Annotated in this window: 12 protein-coding genes; 6 read left to right on the top strand and 6 right to left on the bottom strand. The window is 72.6% G+C overall.

All coding sequences use genetic code 11. The annotated features are described in order from the left end of the window. Nucleotides 1-77 precede the first annotated feature (77 nt). The gene (locus tag IEY17_RS06360; RefSeq protein ID WP_188986352.1) at nucleotides 78-1805 is read left to right on the top strand and encodes a DUF2339 domain-containing protein; all 1728 of its coding nucleotides are present in this window, start codon (nucleotides 78-80) and stop codon (nucleotides 1803-1805) included. Between the two features lie 3 nt (nucleotides 1806-1808). On the opposite strand, the gene hisN is transcribed toward IEY17_RS06360, so the two are convergent. Next, complete coding sequence (gene hisN / locus IEY17_RS06355; RefSeq protein ID WP_188986351.1) at nucleotides 1809-2582, bottom strand: histidinol-phosphatase; 774 nt, start codon at nucleotides 2580-2582, stop codon at nucleotides 1809-1811. Nucleotides 2583-2698: 116 nt separating this feature from the next. On the opposite strand from hisN, the gene IEY17_RS06350 reads away from it, so the two are divergent. Together IEY17_RS06350 and IEY17_RS06345 are read left to right on the top strand one after the other, a co-directional pair. Then, on the top strand, nucleotides 2699-3373 hold the full coding sequence (locus IEY17_RS06350; protein ID WP_188986350.1) for a response regulator transcription factor: 675 nt from the start codon (nucleotides 2699-2701) through the stop codon (nucleotides 3371-3373). Nucleotides 3374-3376: 3 nt separating this feature from the next. Beyond that, nucleotides 3377-4651, top strand: a complete 1275-nt coding sequence (locus IEY17_RS06345) for an ATP-binding protein (protein WP_188986349.1) — start codon at nucleotides 3377-3379, stop codon at nucleotides 4649-4651. A gap of 253 nt (nucleotides 4652-4904) precedes the next feature. On the opposite strand, the gene IEY17_RS06340 is transcribed toward IEY17_RS06345, so the two are convergent. Further along, nucleotides 4905-5438, bottom strand: coding sequence for a GtrA family protein (locus tag IEY17_RS06340; RefSeq protein WP_188986348.1), 534 nt, complete (start codon nucleotides 5436-5438; stop codon nucleotides 4905-4907). A 42-nt stretch (nucleotides 5439-5480) separates the two neighbouring features. Continuing rightward, nucleotides 5481-7502, bottom strand: a complete 2022-nt coding sequence (locus IEY17_RS06335) for a sigma-70 family RNA polymerase sigma factor (RefSeq protein WP_229679892.1) — start codon at nucleotides 7500-7502, stop codon at nucleotides 5481-5483. 315 nt (nucleotides 7503-7817) lie between these two features. Between IEY17_RS06335 and IEY17_RS06330 the strand changes: the two genes are divergently transcribed. Both IEY17_RS06330 and purE read left to right on the top strand, forming a co-directional pair. After that, entirely contained in the window at nucleotides 7818-9002 is a 1185-nt protein-coding gene (locus tag IEY17_RS06330; RefSeq protein ID WP_188986347.1) for a 5-(carboxyamino)imidazole ribonucleotide synthase, read from the top strand. A 73-nt stretch (nucleotides 9003-9075) separates the two neighbouring features. Further along, nucleotides 9076-9561, top strand: a complete 486-nt coding sequence (gene purE / locus IEY17_RS06325) for a 5-(carboxyamino)imidazole ribonucleotide mutase (protein WP_188986601.1) — start codon at nucleotides 9076-9078, stop codon at nucleotides 9559-9561. 19 nt (nucleotides 9562-9580) lie between these two features. Here purE and IEY17_RS06320 read toward each other — a convergent pair whose 3' ends face one another. Then, nucleotides 9581-10363, bottom strand: coding sequence for a thioesterase family protein (locus tag IEY17_RS06320; RefSeq protein WP_188986346.1), 783 nt, complete (start codon nucleotides 10361-10363; stop codon nucleotides 9581-9583). Between the two features lie 183 nt (nucleotides 10364-10546). Here IEY17_RS06320 and IEY17_RS06315 point away from each other — a divergent pair, with 183 nt between their 5' ends. Continuing rightward, nucleotides 10547-10954 (top strand): DoxX family protein, encoded by a 408-nt coding sequence (locus IEY17_RS06315; protein WP_188986345.1) that lies wholly within the window; start codon nucleotides 10547-10549, stop codon nucleotides 10952-10954. Between the two features lie 13 nt (nucleotides 10955-10967). On the opposite strand, the gene IEY17_RS06310 is transcribed toward IEY17_RS06315, so the two are convergent. Together IEY17_RS06310 and IEY17_RS06305 are read right to left on the bottom strand one after the other, a co-directional pair. Continuing rightward, the gene (locus IEY17_RS06310; protein WP_188986344.1) at nucleotides 10968-11675 is read right to left on the bottom strand and encodes a TIGR03089 family protein; all 708 of its coding nucleotides are present in this window, start codon (nucleotides 11673-11675) and stop codon (nucleotides 10968-10970) included. Nucleotides 11676-11733: 58 nt separating this feature from the next. Next, nucleotides 11734-12924 (bottom strand): LCP family protein, encoded by a 1191-nt coding sequence (locus IEY17_RS06305; RefSeq protein WP_229679891.1) that lies wholly within the window; start codon nucleotides 12922-12924, stop codon nucleotides 11734-11736. Between the last annotated feature and the right edge of the window lie 106 nt (nucleotides 12925-13030).

The raw sequence follows: 13030 nt of genomic DNA, 5'->3' as shown, positions 1-13030 counted from the left end.
CTCGTACCGATCCGTGATCGGATCTGAGTAGTGCTACCGATGCTGGACGCGGTGTCCTACGCCCAGACTTCCGGGGCATGTCCCAACCACAGCCCGGTGAAACGCTCCAGTGGATCGCTGGTGAGCTGTCCGCCATCGGCCAGCGGTTGACCTACCTGGGCAGCATGGTGCAGGCGGTGGCGCAGGAATCCCAGCGACCGCACCCCGCGCAGCAGCTGGTGCCGCCACAACCGGCGCCGCAGCAGCCCGAACAGCCGCCGATGCACGTACCACCGGTGCCGGACGTTCCGGCGGCGCAGCCCAATCCGGGCCTGGAGCCGAGCCGTGTGCTGGCCTGGGTCGGGGCCGGGGTGACGCTCCTCGGAGTGGTGTTCCTGCTCATCCTCGCCGCGCAGCAGGACTGGCTCGGCCCGGCCGCCCGGGTCGCCGGAGGCGCGGTGCTGGCGACGCTGCTGGTCGCGGCGGGTTGGTGGCTGCGCCGCCGCTCGGCCGGGCGGATCGCCGCTTTTGCCCTCGCCACGACGGGTTTCGGCGCGCTGTTCCTTGACGTGGTCGCCGCGACCGCGCGGTACGGCTACCTGTCGGTGACCGCGGGTCTGGTGGTTGGACTGCTCGTGGCGGTCGCCGGGCTCGCCCTCGCGGACTGGTGGCGGGCGCAGCCCCTGGCCATCGGTGTTGTGCTGGCCGCCGCGCTGTGCTCGCCCCTGATCACCCGCCAGCCAGCCGCGTTGCTGCTGGGTTTCCTGGTGTCGCTGCAGGTCGCAGCGACACCGGTGCAGATCCGGCGCAGCTGGCGCGGACTGGTGCCGGCGGCCGGGATTCCGGTCGTGCTGGCCGCGCTGGCGGCGAGCTTGTGGGCGTGGCGGATGTCCGACCCGGGACTCGTCGCGGCGATCATGGTGGCCGCGGTCCTCGGCGTGCTGATCGCGGCGGTGACCGCCCGGGCCGGGGCGGATGTCACCGCGATCGGTCTGCTGGTCGCGGCCCCGACACCGGCGTTCCTGGCCGGGCCGCTGGTGCTGGAACGCCCGGCCGCCGGGACGATCGGCGGCACACTGGCGGTGCTGCTGCTTGCGGCGTGGGCGCTCGGCCGCTTCGTGCCCGCGGTGCGGCTCCCGGCCAGGTTCGTCGGCGCTGCGGGCGGCATGGGCGCGGTCGCCGTCGTGCACACCACTCTGACCATTGTGGACTCCCCGTCCTGGGGGACGGCGTTGCTCGTGGAGGCCCTGTTGCTGGGCGTCGGCGGATACCTGCTGCGCAGCGCCGGTGTGCTGATCGGCGCCACCTGCTACGCGGCAGCGGGATTCCTGCTGGCGTTGGTCAACGAGGTCCCGCTCACGGCGCTGCTGTGGTACGACGACGGCACCGGGGTCCCCGGCCTGCTGACCGGGCTGCTGATCGCGGTCGTCGCGGTGGCGTTGCCGACGGCCGCGGTGCGGATCGGCAGGTTGCCCGGGCTGCTGCCGCTGTGGTCGCTCGCGGGGCTGGCGCTGCTGTACGGCACGGCGAGCGCGACGATGGCGGCCTGCCTGCTGGTGCACGACGCGCGCGCCGGGTTCCGCACCGGCCACATCCTGATCACGTTGCTGTGGGTGGTGGCGGCGATCGCCCTGCTGCTGCGCGGCGTGCAGGTGATCCACCTGCGCATCGCGGGCATGGTGCTGATCGCGGTGTCGCTGGCCAAGCTCGTGCTGTTCGACCTGGCGACCCTCGACGGCTTCGGCCGCGTCGTCGCCTTCCTCTGCGCGGGCCTGATCCTGCTCGCGGCCGGAGCGGGCTACGCCCGCCTGCTCGGCCGCGCCTGACCGTCAGAGCTGGAGGAGCCGCAACGCGTCGGTGTGCAGGTGACCGTTGGTGGACAGCGCGGTGCCCCCGTCGTAGCGGGCCTCGCCCGCCAGGTCGGTGAACCGGCCGCCCGCCTCCTCCACCAGAACCTGCGCCGCCGCCACGTCCCACGGGTTGACGATCGGCTCCGCCGCAATGTCGATCACGCCCTCGGCGACCAGGCAGTGCTGCCAGAAATCGCCGAACGCGCGGTTCTCCCAGCACGCGTCGACCAACCGCAGGTACGACTCCCGCGACCGGTGCTCCACCCAGGTGCCCAGGTGCGTGGTGGACACGTAGGCGTCGCCGAGGTCCCGCACGCCCGACACCGACATCCGCTCCGGCTCGGCGTCACCGGTGCGGCACCAGGCGCCCTCCCCGGCTGCGGCCCACCAGCGCTTGCCCAGCGCCGGGGCGCTCACCACGCCCACCACCGGGCGCCCCCCGTCGACCAGGGCGATCAGCGTCGCCCACACCGGGATGCCGCGCAGGAAGTTCTTCGTCCCGTCGATCGGGTCCAGCACCCAGGCCCGGCCCTCGCCCGCCGTGCCGCCGCGCTCCTCACCGGCGACCACGTCGTCCGGGCGGTGCTTGCCGAGCACCTCGCGCACCGCGTCCTCCACGGCCAGGTCGGCGTCGGTCACCGGGGTGCGGTCGGGCTTGCGGTCCACGCTCAGATCCCGCGCCCGGAACCGGTCCGCGGTGATCCGGTCGGCGACGTCGGCCAGGTGTAGTGCGAGATCGAGATCGCTGGTCACGGCGGGAACCCTAGTGCAGCGCGCGCCGCGCGGCGGAGCCCGCCCCGCAACCAGGCGGGTCCGGCGAAACGCCCATACGGCGGACGTGATCATCAGTGCCCTCTAGTCTGGAAGACGTGAGCGTGGTGCTGCTGGCAGAAGACGACCCGGCCATCGCTGTGCCGCTGTCCAGGGCGCTGGAGCGTGAGGGCTACACGGTGCGGGTGATCGAGGACGGCCCTTCGACGCTGCGCACCGCCGCCTCCGGCGGGGTCGACCTGCTGGTGCTGGACCTAGGGCTGCCGGAGATGGACGGCCTGGAGGTGTGCCGGCGGTTGCGGGCGCAGGGGCGCGGCCTGCCCGTGCTGATGCTCACCGCCCGCACCGACGAGGTGGACTTCGTCGTCGGACTCGACGCGGGCGCCGACGACTACGTTGCCAAGCCGTTCCGGCTGGCCGAGCTGATGGCCCGCATCCGCGCCCTGCTGCGCCGCGGCGCCCCCGAGACCCTGGAGGCGTCCGGGGTCCGGCTCGACCTCACCGCGCGTCGCGTGCTGGTCAACGAGCACGAGGTGCAGCTGGCGAACAAGGAGTACGAGCTGCTGCGGGTGCTGATGCAGCACGCTGGCCAGGTGGTGACCCGGGAGGAGATCCTGGAGGAGGTCTGGCCGGAGTCCGACCGCAAGGGCAGCAAGACGCTGGACATGCACATCTCCTGGCTGCGTCGCAAGCTCAGCGACAACAACGGCCGGCTCGACGAGACCCGGATCGCCACGGTGCGCGGCGTCGGGTTCCGCTTCAACGCGGACTGACCGATGCGCCGCCGGATCCTGCAGGCCACGCTCCTCGCGGTGGCGGTCACCGCGGTCGTGCTGGGGCTGCCGCTGGGGTTCAGCGCGCTCAAGCTGGTGCAGGACATCACCGCCGGTGACCTGTCGACCCGCGCCCAGCAGATCGCGACGCTGCTCGACGAGCAGATCGCCTCGCGCCGCGCCATCGACCTCAACGCGGTGCGGCTGGCCGTGCCGGACGGCGCCCGGCTGATCGTGCGCACGCAGGCGCACGACTACGTCTACGGGCCCGATCCCGGCGAGGACCCGCTGGTGGAGAGCGTGCCCATGGTGCAGAGCGGCACGGTGACCATCGCCGCGCCGAGCGCGCCGGTGCGCACGCAGCAGCTTCAGGTCGCGGCGCTGGTGCTGATGCTGGTGGTGCTGTCGGCCGGCACCGGGATGATCGTGGCGATCCTGACCGCGCGCCGGTTGGCCGACCCGCTCCGGCACGTCGCGGCCCGTGCCGCCCGGCTCGGTGCCGGGGACTTCCGGCCCGACCCCAAGCGGCACGAGGTCCCGGAGCTGGACCGGGTCGCCGACGCGCTCGACGCCTCCGGGGCGGCGCTGTCCCAGCTGGTGCAGCGGGAACGCGACCTCGTCGGCGACGTCTCGCACCAGCTGCGCAGCAGGCTGACCGCGCTGCACCTGCGGTTGGAGGCGCTCGCCGCGGCCGAGGATCCGGAGGTGCGGGAGGAGGCGAGCGCGGCCCTGGAACAGGCGGAACGGCTGGCCGGGGTGCTCGACGACCTGCTTGCCGCGGCGACCGCGGCGCGGGCGCGGGACGCCGAGCCGCTGGACGTCTCCAGTCTGCTGTCCGACGTCGCCGCCGAGTGGCGCGACCCGCTGAAGGCCGAGGGGCGGACGCTGCGCCTGAAGGTTTCGGACGGGCTGCTGGCGCGCGCCACGCCCACCCGCCTGCGGGAGACGATCGGGGTGCTGCTGGACAACGCGCTGCGGCACGGGGAGGGCACCGTCACGCTGGCCGCGCGGCAGGGCAGCGGCACCGTCGTCGTCGAGGTCAGCGACTCGGGGTCGGGGGTGCCGGACGCGCTGGTGCCGTATGTCTTCGAGCGCGGTTTCTCCGGGCATGGCTCCACGGGGGTGGGGCTGGCGTTGGCGCGGGCGCTGGTCGAGGCCGACGGTGGGCGGCTGGAGCTGAGCCAGGCCCGACCGGCGATGTTCGAGGTGTTCCTGCCGATCGCCCGCGCCGACGACATCCTCGGCGTCCCCTGGAAGATCGAGTCCACCCCCCGCTGACCCACCTGGGAACCCGCACTGACCCACGTGGGAACCCGCATTGACCCACGTCGGAACCCGCGCCACCCCACCCGGGAACCAAACCCCGGCCCCGCGCGAACGAAGCCCCGGGTTCCCAGTTTTGCCTGAATGTGGGAACCGGGTCCGCCCAACTTTCGGCCAAATTTGGAGGCCCTCGGTGTGTCGTACGCACGACACACCGATGCTTGTGGACAACCGCGCTTCCCCGAGAACCGCCGCGACGGTTCCCCGGTCAGCGGGTGAGGGAGTGGTGGCGTCGGGCCGGTCGGGGGTGGCTGTCGACCTGTTCGGTCGGGAAGACCCATTTGCGGAACGCCCACCAGCGGAACGCCATGCCGAGCAGCACCCCGATGATCTGTCCCGAGGTGAAGTCGGCGATCTCCTCCACCAGGCGGCTGGTGTACGGCTCCTGCAGGTGCAGGACGTAGCGGGAGATCCACAGCGGCGCCGAGTACACCCCCACGGCGATACCGCTGATCAGAAAGTACAGCGTGGCCTCGTGGTGCCGCCGACGCCCGCCGCGGGTGCGGAACGACCACTCCCGGTTCAGCACGTACGACACGATCGTCGCGACCAGCACCGCGATGACCTTCGACGTCACCGGTTTCGGTGACAGGATGGTCAGTTTCAGCACGTAGAAGATGCCGGTGTCGATGAGAAACGTGATTGCGCCGACGATTCCGAACTTGAGTAGCTCGCGGTACCGGATCGCCAGGGATCGGTACGGCTTCGGGATGCGCGCGAGCACGGAGTCGACACCGGACACGCCCCCGAGTCTACGGAACTGGGCCATCCGGGGGATGTGGCGTCAACGGAGGATCACCGATGGTGTCGGCCGCGTCGTCGGACCCGGCGACTGGGTGCTACTCGGGGTGCTCGGTCGTGGTGCGCTCGACGGCGGTGTGCCCGATGTGGACGGGAACCACAGCCCGACCTCTACCGAGTCGTGGTCCCCGGCCGAGCCGAGCGCGGCGGTCACCGGGATCCGCACCGTGCGCACGATCCCGTCGTGGTCCCGCTCCGCGGGGACCGGCCACGGGTGGTCCGGCAGGGGGGTCACCCACACGGCAGCGGTGAACGACTGCCCGGGCTCCAGCGGCGCGGCACACCGGATCCGCCGGTCGACCGGCTGCGCCTCGCACCGCGGCGGCAACCCGAGGGTCAGGACGCCGTCGGGCAGGTCGGCGACGATCTCGACCCGCCCCACGCTGGCCCCGGTGTTGCGCACGTCGAGCGTGATCCGGCTGCCCAGCCACGGGGCGTGGTACCAGGCGGTGATCGTCACCTCGACGCCGTCCACCGGGGGCCGGATCACCACGGGAATCGCCGGCAGCCGCAGCGCGGTGGTGCTGCCCGCGTTGATGTGCGTGGCGATCTCGCCGCCGGACGCGGTGTCGTCGGCCCGCACCTGGAAGTCGAACACGAAGGACTCGCCGGGTTGCAGACCGCGGTCGGTGGTGCAGGTGACCGAGCGGGACGCGGTGGCGCAGCGCACCGACGGCCCCTGCGTGCGGGAGACCGCCGGGCCTGCGTTCTGCGGTGCGGTCGAGGCCGGGCCGGACGGCACCGCGCTCGGGATCCGTGCCGTCACGCCGGGCGGCAGCGACACAGTGGTGCTGACCGGCGCGGAGGGGCCGGTCCCGATGTTGTGCACCGTGATCGGCAGCGGCACCGGGTCACCATCGGGCACCAGCTGGAGCGGCCCGCCGGGGCCGGTGGCGTCCAGCGTCGCCGTCACGCCGGGCGGCGGGGGTGCCTGCGGCGGCTGCGGTGTGAGTGGGCGCGGAGCCGGGCGTGCGGGAGGCCGCTGGGGAGCCGGAGGCAGCGGCGCGGGCGGCTGGACCCGCGCCGGGGGCGGCGGGGCTGCGGCGATCGGGGCGGACTGCTGCTCGCCCGCGGTCAGGCCGAACGCGACCGCCGCGACGAGCGCGGCCGCCGACAACCCGGCGACGGCCGTCTGCCGCGGCACCGCGGTCGCCGCTCCCGCCGCCCCGGAAGCGCCGCAGGCCGCCGCGCCGGACGAGGACACCGCCAAATAGCTGGTGGCGGTGGCACCGAGCACCAGCGGCGCGATGACGACCCGCAGCGTGCCGTTGACGTCGGCGAGTTCGGCGGCCAGCGCGCGACACCGGTCGCAGCCGTCGAGGTGGGCCTCCACCTGCGCCGTCTCCCGCTTGGACAGCCCGCCGCGGGTCCACGCACCGAGCCGGTCCACGGTGGCGCGGCACCGCTGCGCACCGGACTCGTCAGCCAACTGCCCGAGGTGCACCTGCAGGTACGCCTGGCGCAGCCCTTCCCGGGCGCGGTAGGCCAGCGCGGACACACCGTTGGGTGACAGCCCGAGCAGCGGTGCGACCTGCGCCGGGGTCTGGCCCTCGATCTCGATGTGCCACAGCACCGTCTGCCACCGCTCGGGCAGGCGGGCGAAGGCATGCGCGGCGAGGGTGCGTTCGAGCCCGTCGACCGTGGTGTCGGTGAACGGGACACTGAGGTCGGCACCGGAGACCTCCGCCAGGTCGTCGGCGAGCTGCACCTTGCGCTCCCGCCGGGTCCGGTCGTAGGCGGTGTGCCGGAGCGCGGTGAGCAGGTAGGCGCGGAACGCGCTGGTCGGCCCGCGTCCGGCGCGGAGCGTGTCGAGGACCTTCGCGAACGCCTCGGACACCAGGTCGTCCGCCTCGGCGGGGGATCTGGCGAGCTGCCGGGCCATGTTGTACGCCGCGCCGACGTGCCGTTCGTAGAGCTGGGCGTAGGCCGCCGACGAGCCGCTCCGGACCTCGTCGAGCAGCTCCCCGTCGCTCGGACCGTGCACATCAGCCGGGACCGTGGCCACGCCGCACCTTCCTCCCCGCGGGGCGTTGTCGTGTCCGTCGTCGTAGGGAGTCACGGTCAGCGGCGACCATGACGCGCCGGAGGTGACGTTTATTGTGATCTACCTTCTGTTGCGAACGCCATCGAGTGCACCGTCCTGGGCGACACCTTGCTCCGTCCTGATGACAGGGAGTGGTGCGCAGGAGCCGCGGTGAGCATGAGGCGCTCCCGGTGTCGACCACGCGGTGGCCCGCGCCCTGCCGGCCTGCCTGTGAGGTGGGTCGCGTTCGCCGGTCCCGCCGCTGGTGCGGGCGTTGCACGGCTCTAGGCTGAACGCGTGGACCAGCGCACCGGAACTCCTGTTGTCGGCATGGTCGGTGGGGGCCAGCTCGCCCGAATGACCCACCAGGCCGCGATCTCGCTGGGGCAGTCGCTGAAGGTGTTGGCCACCTCGCCGGACGACTCCGCCGCGCTCATCGCGCCGAACGTGGAGATCGGCCACCACACCGATCTGGAGGCGCTGAAGAACTTCGCCCAGGGCTGCGACGTGGTCACCTTCGACCACGAGCACGTGCCGAACGAGCACCTGCGCGAGCTGGAGGCGTCCGGGGTTTCCGTGCAACCTGGGCCGGATGCGTTGCGGCACGCCCAGGACAAGCTGGTGATGCGCCGCGCGCTGGCCGAGCTCGGGCTGCCGGTGCCGCCCTTCGCCGAGGTCACCGAGGTTGCCGACGTGCTGCGGTTCGGCGCGGAGCACGGCTGGCCGTGCGTGCTCAAGACCGCCCGCGGCGGCTACGACGGCCGCGGCGTCTGGGTACTCGACACCCCGGACGGGGCCAGGCGCACCGTGCGCGAGCTACTGGACAGCGGTGCGCCGCTGCTGGTGGAGCAGAAGGTGGCGCTGCGCCGGGAACTCGCCGCGCTGGTCGCGCGCTCCCCGTTCGGGCAGGGCGCGGTGTGGCCGCTGGTCGAGACGGTGCAGCAGGACGGCATCTGCGTGCAGGTGCTCGCGCCCGCCCCGAACGCCTCGGCGGAACTGGTCGAGCAGGCCCAGACCCTGGCGCTGCGGGTCGCCGAGTCCCTCGGCGTCACCGGTGTGCTCGCGGTGGAGCTGTTCGAGACCGACCACGGGCTGGTGGTCAACGAGCTGGCGATGCGCCCGCACAACTCCGGGCACTGGACGATCGAGGGCTCCCGCACCTCGCAGTTCGAGCAGCACCTGCGCGCGGTGCTGGACTACCCGCTGGGCAGCACGGAGCTGACCGCACCCGCGGTGGTGATGGCCAACCTGCTCGGCTCGCCGACCGAGCCGAAGATGGGCGTGGACGAGCGGCTGCACCACCTGTTCGCCCGCTACCCCCACGCGAAGGTGCACCTGTACGGCAAGAGCGAGCGGCCGGGCCGCAAGCTCGGGCACATCACGCTGCTCGGCGACGACCTGGCGCAGGTGCGGGAGCAGGCGCGGCTGGCCGCGCACTGGCTCTCGCGCGGCGAGTGGCTCGACGGCCACCAGATCCACTGAATCCCGCGGCAGGTCCGCCCGAGAAAGCGAGAGGTTCCACGTGGCAGCCGAGAACCCCCTGGTCGGCGTGATCATGGGCAGCGACTCCGACTGGCCGGTGATGCAGGCCGCCGCGGACGCGCTCACCGAGTTCGACGTGCCCTACGAGGTCGGCGTCTACTCCGCGCACCGCACGCCGCAGCGGATGCTGGACTACGCGCGCACCGCAGCGGATCGCGGCATCCGGGTGATCATCGCGGGTGCGGGCGGCGCCGCGCACCTGCCGGGGATGGTCGCCTCGGCCACGGTGCTGCCGGTGATCGGCGTGCCGGTGCCGCTGAAGCACCTGGACGGCATGGACTCGCTGCTGTCGATCGTGCAGATGCCCGCCGGGGTGCCGGTGGCGACGGTCTCGGTCGGCGGCGCGCGCAACGCGGGTCTGCTCGCGGTCCGCACGCTGGCGGCCGACTCCGGCGAGCTGGGCGCGAGGCTGCGGGCGGCCATGGCGGCCTTCCAGTCAAGGCTGGAGAACATGGTCCTGGACAAGCACACCGCCCTCCAACAGAAGCTGGAGGGCTGAGCGCCCACCGGACGCGGCATCAGCCGAGCTGGTTGACCATCACTGCTTCGTGCGCGGCCCCGAGTGGGCCGCGTTCGTCGTAGAGGCGGGCGTTGGCCACGCCGATGCCCGTGGTGTGCACGTCGCGCTCGATCTCCATGCCGAGCCACTCGCCCTGGAACGGGCGGTGCAGGTAGAGCGTGATGTCGGTGTTGATCCACGGCCCGAAGATCGGCCCGATCGGGCTGGCGGCGCTGATGCAGTCGACGAGGACCGCGACGTGGGAGAGCGGGCTCAGCGGCTCGTCGGGCAGCAGCGGCAGGGGCATCCGCATCCACGCCCGGCCGGTGCCGGTGGCGCGCTGATCGGCCAGCCAGCGGACCCGCACGACGTCGTGCACGCCCGGGCGCAGCCCGAGTTCCGGCGGCAGCAGGTGGCCGTCCGGGATGCCGTCCGGTCCGGGAAACGGCGTGCCGGCAACGGGTTCCGCGCCATCCACAGTGGAACAGCGGAGCAGCTGGGCGGTGGCGTGCGACACCACGGTGTCGCCTGCGGTGAGGGTCGCAGTCAGGACGTGCAGGCGCTTTCCTGTCCGCAGTGGACGGACCGAGACCGCGAGCGGAGTGCGCGGCACCGGGCGCATCAGGTCCACGGTGAGCCGGGCGACGAACAGGTCCGGGTCGTCGGCGGCGCGCTCGACGGCGCGGGCCAGCAGTCCGGCGACCGGGCCGCCGCCGGTCAACTCGCCCCACGGGTTGCCCGCGGCCGCGGTGGGGACGAACAGGTCGCCGTCGGTGGTGAACAGTGCCTCGGTGTCGAACATCCCTCGATGTTACCGATGAGTAGTAAGGTCGGGTAGGCGGCCGTTCCCGGTTAACTGGCGACTTTGTCCTGGTCGCGCCGGGTATCGCCGGGCACGTGTGACCCTGTACTCAGTCCGGCATTTGCTTGAAGCTTCATGTATAAGCTGCGGCGGTACCGCAGCCGACCCCGGAAGGGTTCCCCCATGCAGCACAGCCTCCGCGACGTGATGGTGCTGATCGCCCGCCTCGTCGTGGGCGGGACGTTCCTCGCGCACGCCTACCAGAAGTTCGTGCTCTACGGCATCGACAAAGTCATCGCGTCGTTCGCCGGGATGGGCCTGCCCGCGCCCGCGGCGTGGTTCACCGCTTTCGTCGAGCTGCTCGGCGGCCTCGCCCTGGTGCTGGGCGTGCTGCTACCCGTCGCTGGGGTCCTGCTCGCCGCGGTTATGGTCGGCGCGCTGTTCACCGCCCACCTCGGCGGCGGATTCTTCGCCTCGGACGGCGGTTTCGAATACGTGCTGGTGCTCGCCGCGGCCAGCCTGGCGCTCGGCTTCAGCTGCCCGCGCTACACGCTCCAGGCGATGTTCAAACGCCGCACCGCGACCCCCTGAGCGGCCGCGAAAGTCACAGTTCCACGGTGATGCGCTCGTCGGCCCGGCGTCGCTCCAGCCGGTTCGGGTCGAGGTTGGTGCAGTGCACCAGGGCGGCCTGCGCGGCCAGCACGGTCAGCAGGCCGTCCACCACGCCGTCCGGCAAACTCCACTCCAGTGTGGACAGCACGCGGTCGTCGCGGCCGATGCCCAGGACAGCGGCTCGCTGCCGAGCCGCGGCGACGACGTCGTCCACGGACATCCCCAGCAGCGCGGGCTCGTCACCCGTGACCGGCACCAGCGGGCTGAAGTCGTCGCCGTGCACGCGGATGTCCGACACGTAGTCGACCACGCCACCCGGCAGACCCCGCACCGGTGCGCCCAGCGGGTCGAGGCCCACCGCGGCCACGGTCGCCGCGCCCGTGCCCCGGTCCAGGTCGGACGCGGGCACGAAGGCGAGTTCTGCGCCCTTCGGGTCGTTGGTGATGTGTGCCCCGCACCACCACGCGCCCAGCAGCACACCGACGGTCTGCCAGTGCGCCGGGAGCGCCACCGCGACCGGCGCCCCGGCCTGTAGATCCATCTCGTCGACCAGCCAGTTCGCCGTCTTCGCAGCCCAGTTCGCGGCGGTCGCGCGGGACAGCTCGATGCGCGCCCCGGTGGTGTCGTCGTAGTGCGTGATCAGCGGCTTGGGGGCGCCACTGGCCAGCAGCGGACCGAGCAGTGCCTGGGTAACGCTCATGCCCCGAGCCTAACCGGGCCCCGAACCGCCGCCCCCGCACGCGCCCCGGACCGGTCTTTCAGTTGACGCAGGGGATTCCGCCATCGGAGGTGATCGGCTGCTGCCGGTGGGCCGTGCCGTCCAGCGCCAGCCGGGCGGTCGGGCCCAGGCGGGGTGGCTCGGCCGCCGTCAGACCGCTGAAGAACCGCTGCACGGCGGACGGATCGACGGTCACGATGCTCTGCCCGCGGTCGTCGCGAGCACCGGCGTCAAGGACCGGCATCGTGACGAACGCGACCCGGCCGGACGCCAACTGCTGCATCTGCTGCACGAAGCCCATCGGGTCCCAGTCCTCGTCCAGCACCACGGTCCGGCGGGCGGCCTGCACCAGGTCGTTCACCATCGCCGGATCGGTGAGCGTGCCGGTGGACAGCACCTTGTTCGCCAGCGCCGCCATGAAGACCTGTTGCCGGACGATCCGGTCCAGATCACCGCGCGGCAGCCCGTGGCGCTGCCGCACGAACGCCAGCGCGTCACCGCCCGAGACGGTGTGCCGCCCGGCCGTGAAGTCGGCTCCGGAATCCTTGTCGCTGGTCGCGTTGCGCAGGCACACCTCGACGCCGCCGACGGCCTCGGTGAGCTCGTAGAAGCCGAGCAGGTTGATCTCGGCGTAGTGGTCGATGCGCACCCCGGTGAGGTTCTGCACGGTCTGCACCAGCGCGCGCTGTCCGGCCAGCCGGGCCGCGTGCTCCACCTCGGCCTCCGGCGTGCCGGCGGCGCGCAACCGGTCCGCGGTGGCGCTCTTGGTCAGCCCGTAGACCGCGTTGATCTTCTCGGACCGCCCGCCGGGCATCCTGGCGTAGGTGTCGCGCGGGATGGACACCGCGGTGGGTTGCGCCGCGTTGTGCGGAATCCGCATCACCACGAGGCTGTCGGTGTTGAGCCCGCCGATCGCCTCGGTGCGCAGCTGCTTGAGCACACTCTCCGGCAGCGGGTTGCCCTGCGCGTCGGTGCGGCTGTCACTGCCGACCAGCAGCACGTCCATCGCCCCGTCGTCGGCGGGCGGGGTCTGCGGCACGTCGGCGAGCACCCTCGCGGAGCTGACGTCGCTGAGCCGGTCCACCACCACCCAGCCGATCGCGGTGAGCGCCAGCACGACGGCCGAGACCAGCGCCATCGCGCTGCGACCGGCGATGCGGAACCCGGACCCGCGTGGGCCCGCCCGTTCCACACCCTGCTGTTCCGGGGTTTGCTGTTCCGGTTCGCTCACCTTCCCCCTCCCCCGAGCGCCTCCGCTGCCGACCCAGGTTAACCGGCACCGGGGCGCGCGCGGCACCTCAGTGAGGAGTAATGGTCACCGCGTGGGGAGGGAAACG

Origin of the sequence: Saccharopolyspora thermophila, from assembly GCF_014646075.1 — a bacterium.
Taxonomy (GTDB): domain Bacteria; phylum Actinomycetota; class Actinomycetes; order Mycobacteriales; family Pseudonocardiaceae; genus Saccharopolyspora; species Saccharopolyspora thermophila.
The sequence above is the reverse complement of the archived record's forward strand: the minus strand, read 5'-3'. Positions and strand labels throughout refer to the sequence as shown.